This window comes from Pararobbsia alpina, assembly GCF_965118125.1.
Lineage (GTDB): Bacteria > Pseudomonadota > Gammaproteobacteria > Burkholderiales > Burkholderiaceae > Pararobbsia > Pararobbsia alpina_A.
Window position 1 is genome coordinate 1,458,606 of the sequence record NZ_OZ221287.1, and the last position, 17,091, is coordinate 1,475,696.

Genomic DNA, 17,091 nt, shown 5'->3' on the forward strand with positions numbered 1-17,091 from the left:
GTGGTTCGGTGATGAATCTCTTATCGGTCAAACTTGCACGGTCTTGAGTGGTCCGGGCCGCGGCGCGCGTCATTGTAGCCGCTCCACTGTGCGCAAATGATGTAGCGCAGCCTCCACGCGCCGGCCCAGCGCGAGAATCGCTGCATCCGTGCCGCCGGTTCCGGCCACCATCAGACCGACCGGCGCATCGCCCGGCCGGTTGCACGGCAGCGACAGGGCGCACCCGTCGATGAAGTTGATTACGCTCGGATTGCGCAGGATCAGCGGGTTGAGCCGGAAGAATGCCGTGTCGTCGGCGAGGTCAGCGACCGTCGGCGGCGCGATCGGCACGGTAGGGCAGACGACGGCATCGAACGGCGCAAACGCGCGCGCGGCGGCTTCGATCATCCGGCGGCGTTCGCCGAGCAGATCCAGATAGTCGCTCGCCGGCACGCCTTCGCCTTTCATGATGCGCAGCAGCACGCGCGGATCGTATTGTGAAGACCGGTCGAGCCACGGACGGTGAAGCGCATAGGATTCCATCGACGAGAGGCCGATCCGGTTGATGTCGGGAAGCCGGTCCAGTGCGTCGAACGTGAAGTCGACGAGTTCCGCGCCGGCGGCTTCGAGCTCGCGCAGCGCCCGTTCGAAGGTCGGCGGCACGATGCTGTCCGCGTCATTGAACATATAGTTGCGCAGCACGCCGAGGCGACGCCCCGCCAGCGGCCGGGCGCCGAACGGTACAGCGGCTCCGCTGCCGGAAGCGCCGGCTGGCGAGTCTGCGTGCGCTGGCGCAGAGGCCGATGACGACGATGACGATGACGATGGGCCTGCGAGGATGCGGTCGACGATGGCGCAGCAATCGACAGTCAGGCCGATCGGGCCAATCGAGTCGAGGCTCGTCGACAGCGGGAAGGCGCCCGTCGAAGGCACGCGTCGGGCGGTCGGCTTGAAACCGGTCAACTCACAGAACGCCGAAGGAATGCGAACCGACCCGCCCGTGTCGGTGCCGAGGGCGACGGCGGCCATACCGTCCGCGACGGAAGCCGCGGCACCCGAGGACGAACCGCCCGACACGGTCTGCGCGGCGCGCCGATAGGGCGCCAGCGGATGGCCATAGTGGGGGTTCAGCCCGACACCGGAAAACGCAAATTCGCTCATATTCGTCCGCCCGATCAGCACGGCGCCCGCGCGGCGCAGCCGTGCAACGGCCTCGGAATCGGCGCTCGCCGGCGCGGCATCGCGCAGGATCGACGATCCAGCGCGCGTGACCTCACCCCTGACGTCGAATAGATCCTTGATCGACACCGGCACGCCATGCAATGGCGAGAGCACATTGCCGGCACGTCGCATGGCATCGGCCGCGTCGGCCATCGCAAGCGCCCCGTCGACATCGACATGAATGAAAACCCGGCTGCCCTGGCCGTCAGGGTCCGCGATGCGTGCGAGCATCGTCTCAGTCAATGCACGGCTCGTGATGCTGCCTGAGGCCAGATCGTGCGCGAGCGCGGCGAGGCTTTTCACTTGATAACCGGACGGTCCGGCACGGCGTGTTCCGTCCCGTGCATCCGTGGCGGCAGAATGGCCAGTCGTATCGTTGGAAGTAGCGGGGGCAGCGTGCTGACTCATGGCGGCAAGTATCCTGGTTCACGACAGCTCGGTTCACGACAGGCCGCCATTGTAGGACGCATTGACGTGACGCCGCGTCGTAGAAAAACGTGACGAGTCGTTGCGGACCGTTTCGATCGGTTGCAAAAGGCAGGTTTGCCCGCGTCCGGTGACAAGCGGATAATGAATTCGTCCTAGCCGTCAAAGCGCCTTGCGCTCGTTCAACCACGATGAGTGAAGACCCGTCGCGTCCTATCCCGCCGGCATCCGAACCGGCAGTCCAGGCTGGCGTCGCGCCTACTGCGTCGACCGTCGCCCCCAGTACTCGTCCCGATCCCGTCGTCGAATCCGCGACGGACTCCGCTGGTCCGGCGGTGCCGCCCGAACCGATGCGCGGTACCGCAACCCCGAATGTGCCGCCTGCGTATCTCAAGTCGCATGACTCGGCGTGGTCCGTGTTCGGGAGGATTTTTGCGGCACGCGCGCGCGCATTGTTTGATCGCGCGGGTCAGCGAATCACCCAGCGCACGCTGCGCATCGGCGTGTCGGCGCGGATCTTCCATCCGGAGCCGGGTGCGAAGGGCTTGCGCGGCAAGACGCTTCAGTATCTTGAAGAGTCGGTCGCGCACTGGGTCATGTCTCGTGACGTGATCGTTTTCATGATCCCGACGGTCGGTCATCAGGGCATGCTGCACCCGAGCAATATCCGTCTGCGGGACTACGCGAAGCAGCTCGATGGGCTCGTGCTGCAGGGCGGGGCTGACGTGTCGCCTCAGTCGTATGCGGATGTCGCAACGCGTCCCGAGTGGCCCGGCGACCGCGTCCGCGATATGTACGAGCTGGAGTTACTGCATGAATTCATTGAAGCGGGCAAGCCGGTGCTCGGCATTTGCCGCGGCTGCCAGCTGATCAATGTCGCATTTGGCGGGACCTTGTATCAGGACATCGCGACCGATGTCCCGACCGCGACCGTCCACGTGAACGAGCAGTACGACCGCCTGCGCCATACGATCCAGTTCCCGCAAGGCTCGACACTCGCGTCGATGTTCCCCACGCGCAGTGAAGCGCTGGTCAATTCGATCCACCACCAGGCAGTCAAGGTGCTGGGCCGCGACCTGACGGTCGAGGCGGTGTCGGCCGACGACGGCATCGTCGAGTCGATCCGGTATCGCAAGGCGCCGTTCGTGATGGGCGTGCAGTGGCACCCGGAGTTTCATAGCGCGGGCGGGCCTGAATTGCTCGATTGCACGCCGTTGCTGGATACGTTCCTGCGTCACTCGCGCGAAACGCGGTTCTAAGCCCGGCGAACTTCAGGGCGGCGGGGCGTGCCGGCGATCGGCATGCCCCTGCCGGGTAGCGCGACCTCGGGCTCCGTTCCGCACGACGGATTCCGCGTCGAGCAGTGCCGGCAGGTATTCCAGAGATGGCGCCGGAGACGGAGACCTCAGCCTTCGAGCTTGTAGATATAGCGGCACGCGATGGCGCGCGTTTCGACGAGTTCGTCTTCGAACTTCTCGGCGCAGTACCAGCCGAGATGCTCGTAGAAACCGCGCGCGGGCAGATTCGCTTCCCACGCGAGCAGATACATCTGGCGAGCGTTGCGCGCTCGTGCCCACTGCTCGGCGCAGGCAATGAGACGCTTGCCGGCGCCGGCGCCCTTGTGGCCCGGCATCACGTGAAGATGGTCGAGATAGATGCCGTACTGCGGCTCGCGGTCGTCCACCACGGTCATAAAGCCGATCGGCTCACCGTTGAGCTCGGCGATACGGATCTCGCCATGCGCGGGGTCCCACTCGGCCATCTTGTGCTGCCAGTGCGCTTCGCGCTCCGCGAACACGCGTGACTCGAGAAAGTCCGCGCTCATGATGCCCTTGTACGTCATCTGCCAGCTCGTGGCGTGCAGCCGTGCGAGCAGGGACGCATCCGCCGGCGTACCGACCCGGATCACGAGCCCGCCGGTGCCAGCCTCGGCGTGCGTGGGAACAACGGCGCCGGCCGGTGCGTGGTGAGGGGCGGTGGAGTGCTGATTGTCGGCAAACATCTTATAAATCAATGAGAAACGGTTCAGAATCGGCCGGATTATACTTGCCTTTACGTTGTGGGCCGCTGCGACCCGGCGACGGCAAAGGATGTGTGGGCGACCAAAAACCGGTATCGTTGCGCCCCATTGCCCCAGGGCGCGTGTCCGGCCTCGAACTGAAGTTGAAGCCGGCGTGCATCCGGGCGTGCGATTGACCGCGAGTCCGGCGCGGGCCATACAAGAAGGGCGGTTCCTGCCTGGAGCCGGCCGTCGCTCCATCCGACATCGGGCCATGCCGCGCGGCACGATAGAGCGATCAGACACATGAGACGCGCATGACTACCCCTGCCAAGCAAGAGTCCAAAGCCCGCACCGTCTTTCGAGTGACCAGCGGCAATTTCCTCGAAATGTACGACTTCATGGTGTACGGCTATTACGCGTCGGATATCGCGCGTACGTACTTCCCGAGTCATGACCCGTTCGCCTCGCTGATGCTGTCGCTGTCGGTGTTCGGCGCCGGCTTTCTGATGCGCCCGCTCGGGGCGATCTTCCTCGGGGCATATATCGACCACCATGGACGTCGCAAGGGGCTGATCCTCACGCTGCTGCTGATGGCGGTCGGCACCTCGCTGGTTGCCGTGGTGCCCGGGTACGGGACAATCGGCTTCCTCGCGCCGCTGCTCGTGCTGCTCGGGCGGTTGCTGCAGGGCTTCTCGGCCGGCGTCGAGCTCGGCGGGGTCTCGGTCTATCTGAGCGAGATGGCGACCAAGGGGCACAAGGGCTTTTATTGTTCGTGGCAGTCGGGCAGCCAGCAGGTCGCGGTGGTCTTCGCCGCATTGCTCGGCGTGGTGCTGCACTACACGCTTGGCGATACGACGATGGATGCATGGGGCTGGCGTGTGCCGTTCATCATCGGCTGCCTGATCGTGCCGTTCCTGTTCCTGATCCGGCGTTCGCTGCAGGAAACGGAAGAGTTTCTCGCACGCAAGCATCGCCCGAGCGTCGGGGAGATCTTCAAGTCGATGCTTGCGAACAGCGGCATCGTGATCGCCGGCATGATGATGGTCGTGATGACGACGGTGTCGTTCTATCTGATCACAGCCTACACGCCGACGTTCGGCAAGACCGTGCTCAAGATGTCGGCGGTCGACACGCTGGTCGTGACCGTGTGTATCGGGATTTCAAACTTGTTCTGGCTGCCGGTCATGGGCGCGTTGTCGGATCGTGTGGGGCGCCGGCCGTTGCTGCTGACCTTTACGATCCTGACGATTCTGACGAGCTACCCGGTCATGCAATGGCTGACCGCGGACCCCTCGTTCGCGCGGCTGCTGATGGTCGAGCTCTGGCTGTCGTTCCTGTACGCAAGCTACAACGGCGCCATGGTCGTGGCACTGACCGAAGTGATGCCGCCCGAAGTGCGGACCGCCGGATTCTCACTCGCCTATAGTCTGGCGACGGCATTGTTCGGCGGCTTTACGCCGGCGATTTCGACCTGGCTGATCCACACGACGGGCAACAAGGCGGCGCCGGGGCTCTGGATGTCGGCTGCCGCGGTCTGCGGTCTGATCGCGACGCTCGTGCTGTTCCGTACGCCGGAATCGCGTCAGCAGTACAAGACGGCCTAGCGCGTCACCAGCCGCCGCTTCGAAGCGCGGCGCACACGTCGTTGACGACGCCGGACCAATCGCCGGCGGTGGTTTGCCGAAACAGCTTTGCGCCCGGATACCAGGGCGTGGTGCTCGCCGACGGCCCCCACCGCCAGTCCGGCCCCTTCGGCAGCATGATCCACACCGGCCGGCCCATCGCGCCGGCGAGGTGGGCCACGGACGTGTCGATGGTCACGACCAGATCGAGCTGCGCGATCAGATCCGCGGTATCCGCGAAGTCCGTCGGCTTGTCCGGATACGAGATCGAACTCCATGCTGCGAGCCTGACCCGGTCTTCGTCGGGCACCTCGTGCTGCAGCACGCACCACTCGATGTCTTCGATCACGAAGAGCGACGTCAGCGCATCGACGGGAATCGCTCGCGTTTCGCGCCGCTCGCGGATGGCGCCTGACCAGACAATCCCGACGCGTCGGCGCGTGGTCTCGGTGTATCCGCTGCCCAGACCCGGCGCCATCACATAGGGGACGTTGCGCGGGATCGAATTGGCCCGTGTGCCGAGTGCGAGCGGAAGACTGAGCAGAGGGCATTCAGCATCGACAGCCGGACGGCGCGCGCCGCGTTCAATCAACTCCACCCCCCACGCTTCTGCACTCGGCGCGAAGAGTTTCGCCAGCGACGGCTGGACTTCGAGCACGACCTGCGCACCCGCCGCGACGAGGCGCGGAACGTAACGGATGAACTGGATCGTATCGCCGAGACCTTGCTCGGCATGGATCAGCAGGCGCTTACCCGTCTCGGGCAGCGCGCCGCCGCGCCACGGCGGTGCAGCGACAGTCGGCCTCGGCCATACGTTCCAGCGCCATTCATAGGCATCGAAGCCGCGCTCGAAGTCGCCATTCATCAGCGCGACGAGACCGCGGTTGTATTGCGCGAGCGCAAGATCGGGGCGCAGGCGCGTGGCCTCTTCAAATGCGTGTCCGGCTCTCGCGTAGTCGCCGAGGTCGTAGGCGACCGTGCCATAGTCCTGCCATGCCAAGGCGAATGACGGATCCAGTTCCACAGACTTGGCGAGCGCGGCCTCGGCGTCCGCGAGCCGCCCGAGATTCGCATACGCATTGCCAAGCGCGTAATGTGCAGGCGCAAAGGCGGGCTGGTCGCGCGTCACGCGTTCGAGGGGCTCGATGGCATCCGCGGACCGGCTGAGCTTGTCGAGCGTTGTGCCGTAGTTGAAGCGCGCGAGCGTGAAGTTCGGCTCGGTCAGCAGCGCTTTGCGGAACTGGTCGAGCGCTTCGTCGTGACGACCCAGCGCATTGAGCGCCAGACCCAGGTTGTTATGCGCGCCCGCGTAGCCGGGCTGCAATTGAATGGCTTTATAGAACGCGCCGGCTGCGGCTTCGTGCCGTTGCAACGCGGCCAGCGAATTGCCGAGATTATTGAACGCGGCGGCGTGGGTCGGCTGCAGGCGCACGGCCTGCTCGAAATGGTTGATCGCGTCCTCGTGATGTTCGAGCGTCACGAGGGTATTGGCGAGGTTGAAGTGCGCGTGCGCGAAATCGGGCTGTACGGCGAGCGCGGCGCGGTAGCTCGCCTGGGCTTCGTCGAATTGCCGGAGGGCCTTCCATGCATTGCCCAGATTCAGATGTGCACCGGCAAAGCGGGGGCGCAATGCGACCGCGCGCCTGAGCAGTTCGACCGCCTCGGCGTTCCGACCCTGTTGGTGCCGCAGCACGCCGAGCAGATGCAGCGCGTCGACTTCGTCGGGCGACTGTTGCAATGCGGCAAGATAGCCGCGCTCGGCTTCAACCAGACGGCCGCTCTGGTGGGCTGCGTAGGCTTCGCGAAGCTCGTTCACTTCAGATTCGGCGTGGTCCAGCTTGTAGGAACGCGTATTGTGCCACGCACACTCGAACCGTCTCGGTGCGCTGGCGCGCGCACGGCGCCTTGCGCAGCATGGCGGGCGGTCCGGCTGGTGCGGCTGAATGAAACGGCGGATGGCCACCGCGGCATCGTGACCCTTCGCAGCGCGACGCGTTCCGGCGTTACACTGAACCGGCCGTGGGTTTTCGGAGCCGACCATGTCTGAATCCAGCCGTGAGTCTTCTGTCCCGACGGAACCGGGCCATCAGGCCGGTCCGCGACGCTCGCGCACGGATGTGCTGATCGTCGGCGCGGGGCCGACAGGACTCGCGCTTGCCGTGTGTCTTGCACGTTGGAAAGTGCCGTTCCGGCTGATCGACCGCGCGCTTTCGCCTGCCCAGGGCTCGCGTGCGATCGGCGTGCAGGCGCGCACGCTCGAGCTGCTCGAGCAGCATCGCATCGTCGACGCGCTGTTGGCGGCCGGTCATCGGGGTCATGCAGGCAATATCCTCGCCGGGAAGCGTCGCATCATCCGGATCGATTTCGATCCCCTCGACAGCCGCTATCCGTTCCTGTTGTTCGTCGACCAGTCCGAGACCGAGCGGGTGCTGACTCAAGCTCTCGAGACGCTGGGCGGCCGCATCGAACGCGGTGTCGAACTGGTGTCGCTCGAGCAAAGCTCGCAGAGCGTGACCGGGATCGTCCGGCATCCGGACGGCCGCACCGAAACCGTCGACGCCGCGTGGCTCGTCGGCACCGACGGCGCACACAGCGTCGTGCGACATTGCCTGGCGATGCCGTTTGAGGGCGTGACCGTCGAACAGGACTTCGTGCTTGCGGACCTGCGCGTCGAATGGGATCTGCCTGACGACGAATTTCATATCTTTCTGTCGCGCGAAGGGCTGACGGCCATTTTTCCGCTGGGTGGCGGCCGCTACCGCCTGATCGCCGATGCGAGTCCGGGTACACCGAATGCACCGCATACGCCGAACGGCGGCGAAGCTGCCCGAACGGAAGGCGCCGCCGCGCCGGCCGAAGCTGCATCCGCACCGGCCGAAGGGGCTGGCGCGCCGACGCTCGAGCAGTGTCAGGCGATCGTCTCGTCGCGGGTCGGACGTCCTGTCACCCTGGCGTCGCTCGGCTGGTCATCGCGCTTCACGATCAACTCGCGCATGGTCGCGCATCTCAGCAAGGGCCGCGTGCTGCTCGCGGGAGACGCCGCGCATATTCACAGCCCCGCCGGCGCGCAGGGGATGAACACCGGCATTCAGGAGGCGATGAACCTCGCGTGGAAGCTCGCACTGATTCAGCGCGGTGCGCCGTTACGCCTGCTCGATACGTATCACGCCGAACGCCATCCGATCGAACGCGACGTGCTCAGGCAAACGGCATTCGTCACGCGCATGGGCATGGCCGACCACGGCTGGCTCATGATGGTCCGGGACCGGATCGCGCCGCTGCTGACAGCACTGGGGCCCGTGCGCAATGCCGCACGGCGTGGCATCAGCGAATTGGCGGTCCACTATCGGCGCGGTCCCTTGTGTTTCGACCGGCTTCTAGACGGCGGCGCACAGGCCGGCGATCGCGCGCCGGACGCGTTTGTTGAAATTCTTGACGGGCCGCTGGGCAAGGTGCCGAGTCACGCGCGGCTGTTCGACCTGCACGACCCCGCGAGTTTTTCGTTGTTCGTGCTGCTCGAACCCGGTTCGAATGGCGCGCAGATCAAACCGCTCGAGCCGTTTCTGGAGGGGTTCCGGCATCTGTCGGATCGAGCCGGCGGCATGATCCGCATCTGGCTCGTCGCGGACGCGCCCCAGCGCAATGGCAACGGCCACAATGGCGGACCGCAGCACAGTGGCGGTCCCCCATTGAGCGACGGCTACGGGCAAAGTCGACCCGTGTTCTTCCTGTGGCGCCCGGACGGCTATATCGTGGCCCGCGGCCGGCCGACCATCGACGGGCCGGCATGCCTGACGTTTTGCTCGCGGTGGTTTGCCGCACCGGTGAGTGCGTAAGCGCTTGAGTGCGTGCGTGGGGTGGTCACGATTGCGGTGCGGTGATCGTTATCGCCTGACGAACGTCGTGATCGTCAGAATCCCCAGCATGGTCATGAGCACGGAGCCGATGACATGCACGGCGATCTCGCCGAGCGCCCATCCCACGCGCCCCGCTTGCAGATGGGCCGTGACCTCCGCCGAGAAGGTCGAGAACGTCGACAGGCCGCCGAGAATGCCGGTAATGACAAACAGCCGCCATTCGAGCGGCACATCGGGATAGCGCGCGAAAAAGGCGACGGCAAGACCGATCACATACCCTGCAGACAGGTTCGCGATCAGCGTGCCAAGCGGCAGGTCGGGCATCGCAGCATTGAAACGCAAGCCGAGCACCCAGCGCAGCAACGTGCCCAGTGCGCCGCCCAGTGCGACGGCAATGAACGACAGCATCATGTCGAACCCCGGTTGATGTTCGTAAGGGACGGCGACGTGCGCGTTTCAGTGCGTCCTGCTGCGTCGCAGGGTCGTCGTCCTCGTGTCACATAGGCGTCCGATCTTAGCATTCGTGATCACGACGACATCGCGGTCAGCGTGCGGCCTGGTCCCGACGGCGGCTTGCGACCCTGCCAAAGCGTTCCGTCGGGCTTGCGTCGGCCCCAGTCATCGACACGCCGACGGGCTCGACAGGTCAAGGGGGCCAGGCAAGGCAGTCAGGTGCGTCGATCTTGCGCGGGCCGGCGTTTTTGCGGCGCAGCGTTTGCGCCGATATACTGACGTGTCCAAAGCATCGAACGCCACGACCCCCATGACGAATGCCGACCCCCATGAACTCCAGAAATTCAGCGAGCTTGCACATCGCTGGTGGGATCCGCGCGCGGAATTCAAACCGTTGCATGACCTGAATCCGCTGCGCCTGGGCTGGATCGATTCGCATGCGTCGCTCGCGGGCAAGCGCGTACTCGATATTGGTTGCGGTGGCGGGATCCTCAGCGAATCGATGGCCACGCTGGGCGCGAGCGTCAAAGGCATCGACCTGTCGACCGAGGCGCTCGGTGTCGCCGACCTTCACAGCCTCGAAAGCGGGGTCGCGGTCGAATATGAAGAAATCGCAGCCGAGGCGATCGCCGCACGCGAGCCCGGCACGTTCGATGTCGTGACCTGCATGGAAATGCTCGAGCACGTGCCCGACCCCGCAGCGATCGTCGAGGCGTGCAAGACTCTCGTCAAGCCCGGCGGCTGGGTGTTCTTTTCGACGCTCAACCGCAACGCGAAGGCCTATCTGTTTGCCGTCGTCGGCGCCGAGTACATCGCGCGCATGCTGCCGCGCGGCACCCACGATTACGCGCGCTTTATCCGTCCGGCAGAGCTCGCGCGTTTCGTACGCATGGCCGGCCTGCAGGCCGCGCAGTTCAAGGGCATCACGTATCACCCGATCGGGAAGCACTTCGCGCTGTCCGACGACACGAGCATCAACTACATGCTCGCCTGCCGGCGCGAGGGTTGAGGCCACCATGCAAGAGCCCGATACGCCAGAGCTGTACCCGCTGCCCGAACCGCTGCTTGCCTCGACGCTGATGACAGCGAGGGCCGTGCTGTTCGATCTCGACGGCACGCTCGCCGACACCGCGCCCGACCTCGCCGCGGCGGCCAACAAGATGCGTGATGCACGCGGACTCGAATTGCTGCCGCTCGACGTGTTTCGCCCGGTGGCGTCGGCTGGCGCGCGCGGTTTGCTCGGCGCCGCGTTCGGCATCGGACCCGACGATCCGAAGTTTCCGGCGATGCGCGATGAATTCCTTGCGAACTACGAGGCAGATCTGTGCGTGGAGACGGTGCTGTTTCCGGGGATTGGCCCGTTGCTCGATGAACTGACCGCGCGCAATGTGCGTTGGGGCATCGTGACCAACAAGGTCGCGCGATTGACCGAGCCGCTCGTCGCGCAACTCGGGCTTGCCGAAGTGGCGAGCTGCGTGGTGTCCGGCGATACGACGCCGCATTCGAAGCCTCACCCCGCGCCGCTGCTGCATGCGGCGTCGGAGCTTGGCGTGAGCCCGGGGCATATCGTCTACGTCGGCGACGACCTGCGCGACGTCAAGGCCGGCAAGGCCGCGGGGATGATGACGATTGCCGCTGCATATGGATACTGCGGCACCGACTCGCCGCCTGCCACCTGGGATGCGGACTGCGTGGTGGAATCGCCCGACCGGCTCGCTCAGGTGCTGCGCGGTTCGGTCTGACGCGCCGGAAGCACTCGGGTCAAGGCCCGGTGACGCCTGCACGGGCCTCGTCGAACACGCCTCGCGAAGCGAGGTTGCGATAGAGCGCACGTACACCGAAGGTCCACGGCGCAATCTGTGTCGACAACTGCACCGTATTGACCAGCGCGCCAAGCGACGGGGTCGCGATCGTCACGAGGTCGCCGAGCTGGTGCGTAAAGCCGCCTCCCGGGGTATCCCGATCCTTGATCGGCGAAAACATCGTGCCGAGAAACAGCATGAACCCATCGGGGTACTGGTGATGGGCACCGCAGGTCTGCGAGACCAGATCGGCCGGGTCGCGGCTGATTTCGCTCATATGGCTGACGCCATCCAGTTCGAATCCATCTTCGCCTTCGATCCGCAACGACAGGCTCGCGGCGCGAATCGTGTCGAGCGTGAACTGGCCATCGAAGAGCCGGATAAACGGGCCGATCGAGCATGACCCGTTGTTGTCCTTGGCCTTGCCCAGCAGCAGCGCGCTGCGGCCTTCGATATCGCGCAGATTGACGTCGTTGCCGAGCGTTGCGCCGGCAATCTCTCCGCGGCTGTTGACCGCAAGCACGATCTCGGGCTCGGGGTTGTTCCATTGCGATGTCGGGTAGAGGCCCACCGGACTCGCAAATCCCACCGACGACATCGGTTGCGACTTCGAGAACACTTCCGCGTCGGGGCCGATGCCGACTTCCATGTATTGCGACCACGCGCCGCGGCGTTCGAGCTCTTCCTTGAGTCTGGCTGCTGCCGGCGATCCCGGACGGATCTTCGACAGGTCCGTGCCGATCAAGGTGTTGATGGTTTCGCGTGTTTCGCGCGCCTTGGTCGCGTCGCCGCCCGCTTGTTCTTCGATCACACGCTCCAGCAGGCTCACGGCGAAGGTGACGCCGCAGGCCTTGATGGCCTGCACGTCGCACGGGGCGAGCAGGCGTAGCGAGGCGGGGTTGTGAGCCGATGCGCCCGCGCCAGCGGGGCGCGTGCCTTCGCCATCCGTGCTGCCATAGGCGGCGGTCGTCGACTCGAGCAGCGCGGTGACCGTGCCGAGCGCTTCGCCGGGCGCGTGGCGGGCGATATCGACGGCATCCTCGCGGTCGAGCAGGTCGGCCATCGTCGCCACGGTCGACGTGATGTCGTAGACCTGACCGTGCCGGACGACGACGACAGAGGGGCCGTCGACGGGGGCAGGACGCCAGACACGCCCGACGAGCAGGGCGCTGTCGAGATCGGCGGGCAAACAGGAAGCGGGGCTTGGATATTTCATGATGGATTGGGCGGCTCGGGCCGCGCTGTGGTCTTGTCGGGAATCCGAAATCGAAAAGGGTTCGGCGTCGGCCTACAAATCGAACTTGCCGAATGCGACGTGCATCCTGATGCCAGGCCCGATGGCCGAGGCCGATGCGCAGTCGTGTCTCCGTGCGACAGCGTAGGGGGCGGCCGCGTGCGTGTCCAGCGCGGGCGTTCTTGATGCGATTATGTTTTTGCCGCGTCTTGCCGGCTATGACGTGCTTCACGAAACGCGGATCCGGCGCGGGGCACCGGGTACCGGACGGCGGACAGCAGATGAGCGTGTTTTAGCTTCCGGGCATCCGACGCGCCGCACGTGCCGCTCGCGCGCCGGCCCTGCGGCCGAACGTCGCGGGCCTTTCATGAGGGTGTCGATCTGCGTTACACTGCCAGACTGCTCATATCGTTGAGCGTTCCGACCGTGGGGGCGACCTGGTTTCGACAGGGGTAGCGAAGCGGCTCAGGGCATGCCGAGGACCCGTCACCTCGTTAATCAATGGGAAAAACGTAACTGCAAACGACGATACGTTCGCACTGGCAGCCTAAGGGCCGCCGTCCTCGTACTAGCTCGCTGACGGGCTAGGGCCGCAAGGCCACACGAGGTCATATACGTCAGATAAGCTCGCGTGGTGTCACGACGCGTGGGACGAAAACTTAGTGAATCGCCGTCCGGCAGCGTGTTCGTCCGCGTCCGTCCGGTTAAATTAAATGACTGAACTAAGCATGTAGAACTGGTCGTAGAGTGCTTCTGGACGCGGGTTCGATTCCCGCCGCCTCCACCATCCTTTTATCGGTTGCCCGCGCCAAGGCGCGAGCTCCCGGTTCTCGCCGGGCGACGCTACTCGCGAACCGCCTGGATTCGTCCTGTCTTCGCGGCTTTCTTCAGCGCTTCCCAGTCCGCTTCATTCTGATCCGCATACGCCAGCGCGAAACGCTCGATGCTCGCGTCGAAGGCGTCCGACTTGCCGACATAACCGGTCAGTAGTGCCGGGTCGCCCGCCTTGGCCATCGAATGGGCGAGCGCGTGCGCGCAGGAGACCGCATATTCGCCAAGGTCCTCGAGGTCGAACGTGCTGAAGTCGAACGCCCCCTTCATATCGCGCAACTGACGCACGTAGAAGTCGTTTCCCGTGTGATGCATGTTCGACCAGCCGAGGAAGATGTCACTCGCCGACTGAAGCAGGCGCTGCCCGTTGACGACACGCTGGCCGTGGTTCGGAAACCGGCTCGCCGGCAGATAGCCTTCCAGCGCTGACGCGCGCGCTTCCTTGAGCTGCAGAAACAGCGGCGACTCGCCATCGGCCATAAAGAGCGCTTCATAGCAGCGTGTGCCGACTGACCCGATGCCAACCACGCGGATCGCGACATCGACGAGCTCATACCGGTCGAACAGCGCGCGGCGGTCGTCGGGCAGCGTCAGCCGATAGTCGGCGAAGAAACGTCGCACCTGGGCGTTGTACTGCTTCTGCTCGACGTGACTGGCAAGCGGTACGTGATAGACGAGCGGAGGAACATCCTTGATCCGGATCTTGCCGTTCACGAGTTCCGTCGAACGTGTCATGACCGATCGAGAGGACTGCACGCGCGCTTTATCGATCACCATCTGTTCCTTGCGGCGCTCCGTCTCGGAGTCGGCCGTGGCGAGCATCGTGTCCGCATCGAACTGGTGGTACCAGACGTCGAGCGTATCCATGCGGCTGAAGTCGGTGATCCTTCGCCGGAAGGTTTCGCACAGCCGGCGCACCACCGCACGCTGGCCTCGCGTCGGAAACCCTCGCTCACGGGCTGCGATCACAAACGACGCGGCGAGTCGTCGCACGTCCCAGTCGAACGGGCCCGGCAGGGTTTCATCGAAGTCGTTGGGCCCAAACAGAATGCGGCGCTCCGGACTGGCAAACAGCCCGAAATTGGCGAGATGCGCGTCGCCGCCGAGCTGCACATGCACGCCCGAGTGGGGCAGCGCGGAGAGGTCGTGCGCGAAAAGCGGTGCGCCGCCGCGGTAGAACGCGAACGGGTTGGCGAGCATGCGCCCGTACCGCACGGGGATCAGTTCTTCGACCCGCCCGGCGTTCGACGCGTCGAGCAGCGCAATGGGGTCCCGTCGCTTGATCGTGCATTCACCGAGCTTTTCGCGGGGGACCTGGCGGCGCAAGGCTTTGCCCTGGCCGACACGCGCCGAGACGGCGTCGCGCCCGGAAAACAGCGACTCCGGGTCTTGCACATTGGCGGCGGCCTTCGGATTGGCGCCTGACGCACCAGATTGAACGGGCTTCGCTGCTGCTGAATCGGACACGATGGCATTCCTCCCGGACGTAAGCGCCGAGCGCACGATCTCGCACGCCTGACAGAGCGCAACGCTCGCCGTTTTCACGGAAGCCGTCAACACCTCGCCTGCCGTAGCGCCTTGCGGTCAGGCGGGTGTCTGAAAGCCTTCCGTCGGACCGCCGTCAGGGTTGGCTGGTCCCGGCGGCAGGGCGAGGACGCGGGAGATCCCACGACGGGGCGACGCCGGTTGAGACGGCTTGGCAGGAACGCGCGGGGCAGGCGTGCGACGGGCGAAGCTCAGCGAACGTGAAGCGGAACGTAAAGCCGAACATCAGGCCAAACGACGCTTTGATACGGAGGGAGGGCGAAGGGCGATTGTCACAAAAAATTCACAAAGCAAATTGGCTTCTTTTCAGCGTGAATATTTCGACTGCGCAAGTAACCGGTTAAGTCACCCGATGAGTTGGGCGATTTGTATTTATTACGGGGTGAGAAGCGATTAATAAAAATGTTTTATGCGGCACCGCATTTTAATTTTCGCTTAAGAATGCTCGGGTAAGCGTCAGTGTTTCGCGAAATCTTTATGACGATTTATTCAATCCGCAGACCAAACTGATGAGCACTTAATTGAACCACGAAAATAGCCTAATAGGATAGTTGATCAAACAACGATTATGGATATTTCTAGTCCTGGAAAATCGCACGCGATCAGACTACGTCTTTGACATTGCACGAATAAATCGATGGAATTCGATCTGTGCATTCGGTCGGGAATGGGTCCCGCACGATATGTTCAGGCGAAAAAAAAGCCCCGCCGGAGCGGGGCTTTTGATCGCAGCAGAAGCTTACTTCGACGTGCCGACCACTTCGACTTCCACGCGGCGGTTCGGCGCGAGGCAGGCGATGAGGGCCTTACGGTTCTTCTGGTTGCAATCCGTCACGACCGGGTTACGCTTGCCCTTGCCTTCCGTGTAGATACGGTTGGCGTCGATGCCCTTGCTGACCAGGTATGCCTTGACAGCTTGTGCACGGCGCAGCGACAGACGGTCGTTGTACTTGTCCGAGCCAATCTTGTCGGTGTAGCCCGTTGCGACAACGACTTCCAGGTTCACGTCGCCGATCTTCGATGCCAGATCATCCAGCTTCGCCTTGCCTTCGGGCTTCAGAACAGCCTTGTCGAAGTCGAACAGCGTGTCAGCTTGGAAGGTGACCTTCTGGCTCGTGATCGCCGGAGCCGGAGCCGGAGCCGGTGCAGGTGCCGGAGCCGGTGCCTGAGCAACCAGGGCGCCGTCGCACTTTGCGTTGGCCGTTGCCGGGGTCCAGAAGCCGTCACGCCAGCAGAGCTCGTTCGTGCCGTTCATCCAAACCCATTCGCCCGTGCCGTTTACCCAGTTATCGTTCACAGCTTGACGCGATGCCGGAACCGATTGAGCCATTGCCGATGCAGCCATGACTGCGGTAGCTGCAATGAACGCGAGCTTTGAAAGTTTTTTCATATTCTCCTCTCGAAATTGAGATTACCGCAGGTTTACTGCGAGCTTGGTGACCAAGACGAATCTGACATTGCCCGGAGTATAACATCGCCGTTTATCAAAAAAAGCGACGATTACACTCTGACCAATCCCAGACAGTGCGGGCATTCTGCCATGATGCTATCCGCAGTCACCGAAAAAGTCCTTTTGCGACGATAAGCCCGTAATGCATGTAGCCAGCGAGCAACATCCGCGCGGACGCCATCCTACCCTGAATCCTGCGCAACCTGCCAAACTTTTGCAGAACTTTTTCGTCGTTTTGCACTCTACGCGCGCACCAGACCCCTCGCAAGCGTCCGGACGCCCGTGTGTGGCCTGTTTGCACGACGTTCGTGCCCGTCACGTGATAGCGGTTGACAGCGACTTTCGTTCTCACGTCGAACTTTTCGCGTAACCCGCTGTCACGCGTCGTTCCCGACACTGTAAACGTGTCTTTCGCCCAATGCATTCCGCTTGAGTGCGCGCGTGTGTAACACCGCGTTAAAAGAACACGGCAACGCGCGGCCGCATCGGCCTCAGCATGCCGTGGGTTCGCACTACGCACAGGGCGTTTCAAGTCTCTCGTTGCCGTTCGCTCACGACCAGTAACTCACTACTAGTAATAGAGGGCCCCGTCACAGGAAGCCCCAGGGTGCGTCGGCGGCTGTGCGCCGCATGCTAGAATCCCCCGCTTATGTGTCCGGGCTTGCCCGT

The 17,091-nt window shown here is 63.9% G+C and carries 11 protein-coding genes, 1 other RNA gene and 1 pseudogene; 6 read left to right on the forward strand and 7 right to left on the reverse strand.

The annotated features are described in order from the left end of the window. Window positions 1–69 precede the first annotated feature (69 nt). A complete protein-coding gene (locus ACMFWR_RS06235; RefSeq protein WP_413194139.1) occupies window positions 70–1,503 on the reverse strand; it encodes an amidase in 1,434 nt (477 codons plus the stop codon). A 491-nt stretch (window positions 1,504–1,994) separates the two neighbouring features. On the opposite strand from ACMFWR_RS06235, the pseudogene ACMFWR_RS06240 reads away from it, so the two are divergent. Continuing rightward, window positions 1,995–2,885 (forward strand): annotated as a pseudogene (locus tag ACMFWR_RS06240) (gamma-glutamyl-gamma-aminobutyrate hydrolase family protein); the annotation flags it as partial. A 146-nt stretch (window positions 2,886–3,031) separates the two neighbouring features. On the opposite strand, the gene ACMFWR_RS06245 reads toward ACMFWR_RS06240, so the two are convergent. Further along, window positions 3,032–3,628, reverse strand: coding sequence for an N-acetyltransferase family protein (locus ACMFWR_RS06245; RefSeq protein WP_413194140.1), 597 nt, complete (start codon window positions 3,626–3,628; stop codon window positions 3,032–3,034). A 314-nt stretch (window positions 3,629–3,942) separates the two neighbouring features. Between ACMFWR_RS06245 and ACMFWR_RS06250 the strand changes: the two genes are divergently transcribed. After that, window positions 3,943–5,232, forward strand: a complete 1,290-nt coding sequence (locus ACMFWR_RS06250) for an MFS transporter (RefSeq protein ID WP_413194141.1) — start codon at window positions 3,943–3,945, stop codon at window positions 5,230–5,232. Between the two features lie 4 nt (window positions 5,233–5,236). Here the strand turns inward: ACMFWR_RS06250 and ACMFWR_RS06255 are convergent, their stop codons facing one another. Beyond that, entirely contained in the window at window positions 5,237–7,066 is a 1,830-nt protein-coding gene (locus ACMFWR_RS06255) for a tetratricopeptide repeat protein (protein ID WP_413194142.1), read from the reverse strand. A 223-nt stretch (window positions 7,067–7,289) separates the two neighbouring features. On the opposite strand from ACMFWR_RS06255, the gene ACMFWR_RS06260 reads away from it, so the two are divergent. After that, on the forward strand, window positions 7,290–9,086 hold the full coding sequence (locus ACMFWR_RS06260; RefSeq protein ID WP_413194143.1) for an FAD-dependent monooxygenase: 1,797 nt from the start codon (window positions 7,290–7,292) through the stop codon (window positions 9,084–9,086). 48 nt (window positions 9,087–9,134) lie between these two features. Here the strand turns inward: ACMFWR_RS06260 and crcB are convergent, their stop codons facing one another. Then, complete coding sequence (gene crcB, locus ACMFWR_RS06265) at window positions 9,135–9,518, reverse strand: fluoride efflux transporter CrcB (RefSeq protein WP_413194144.1); 384 nt, start codon at window positions 9,516–9,518, stop codon at window positions 9,135–9,137. A 352-nt stretch (window positions 9,519–9,870) separates the two neighbouring features. On the opposite strand from crcB, the gene ubiG reads away from it, so the two are divergent. Both ubiG and ACMFWR_RS06275 read left to right on the forward strand, forming a co-directional pair. Continuing rightward, window positions 9,871–10,569 (forward strand): bifunctional 2-polyprenyl-6-hydroxyphenol methylase/3-demethylubiquinol 3-O-methyltransferase UbiG, encoded by a 699-nt coding sequence (ubiG, locus tag ACMFWR_RS06270; protein WP_413194145.1) that lies wholly within the window; start codon window positions 9,871–9,873, stop codon window positions 10,567–10,569. A gap of 70 nt (window positions 10,570–10,639) precedes the next feature. After that, window positions 10,640–11,302: an HAD family hydrolase gene (locus tag ACMFWR_RS06275; protein WP_413194799.1), complete on the forward strand. Its 663-nt coding sequence runs from the start codon at window positions 10,640–10,642 to the stop codon at window positions 11,300–11,302. Between the two features lie 19 nt (window positions 11,303–11,321). On the opposite strand, the gene ACMFWR_RS06280 is transcribed toward ACMFWR_RS06275, so the two are convergent. Then, entirely contained in the window at window positions 11,322–12,578 is a 1,257-nt protein-coding gene (locus ACMFWR_RS06280) for a fumarylacetoacetate hydrolase family protein (RefSeq protein WP_413194146.1), read from the reverse strand. A 446-nt stretch (window positions 12,579–13,024) separates the two neighbouring features. Here ACMFWR_RS06280 and ssrA point away from each other — a divergent pair. Beyond that, window positions 13,025–13,383: a transfer-messenger RNA gene (gene ssrA, locus ACMFWR_RS06285) on the forward strand. Between the two features lie 56 nt (window positions 13,384–13,439). Here ssrA and ACMFWR_RS06290 read toward each other — a convergent pair. Beyond that, window positions 13,440–14,894 (reverse strand): DUF2252 domain-containing protein, encoded by a 1,455-nt coding sequence (locus ACMFWR_RS06290; protein WP_413194147.1) that lies wholly within the window; start codon window positions 14,892–14,894, stop codon window positions 13,440–13,442. Window positions 14,895–15,711: 817 nt separating this feature from the next. Further along, window positions 15,712–16,362: an outer membrane protein OmpA gene (ompA, locus tag ACMFWR_RS06295; RefSeq protein ID WP_413194148.1), complete on the reverse strand. Its 651-nt coding sequence runs from the start codon at window positions 16,360–16,362 to the stop codon at window positions 15,712–15,714. Window positions 16,363–17,091 lie beyond the last annotated feature (729 nt).

Bases quoted from the DNA above. Each gene is read 5' to 3' on its own strand.
- ACMFWR_RS06245 (WP_413194140.1), bottom strand. From the start codon at position 3,628: ATGTTTGCCGACAATCAGCACTCCACCGCCCCTCACCACGCACCGGCC.
- ACMFWR_RS06250 (WP_413194141.1), top strand. From the start codon at position 3,943: ATGACTACCCCTGCCAAGCAAGAGTCCAAAGCCCGCACCGTCTTTCGA.
- ACMFWR_RS06260 (WP_413194143.1), top strand. From the start codon at position 7,290: ATGTCTGAATCCAGCCGTGAGTCTTCTGTCCCGACGGAACCGGGCCAT.
- crcB (WP_413194144.1), bottom strand. From the start codon at position 9,518: ATGATGCTGTCGTTCATTGCCGTCGCACTGGGCGGCGCACTGGGCACG.
- ubiG (WP_413194145.1), top strand. From the start codon at position 9,871: ATGACGAATGCCGACCCCCATGAACTCCAGAAATTCAGCGAGCTTGCA.
- ACMFWR_RS06275 (WP_413194799.1), top strand. From the start codon at position 10,640: ATGACAGCGAGGGCCGTGCTGTTCGATCTCGACGGCACGCTCGCCGAC.
- ACMFWR_RS06280 (WP_413194146.1), bottom strand. From the start codon at position 12,578: ATGAAATATCCAAGCCCCGCTTCCTGTTTGCCCGCCGATCTCGACAGC.
- ompA (WP_413194148.1), bottom strand. From the start codon at position 16,362: ATGAAAAAACTTTCAAAGCTCGCGTTCATTGCAGCTACCGCAGTCATG.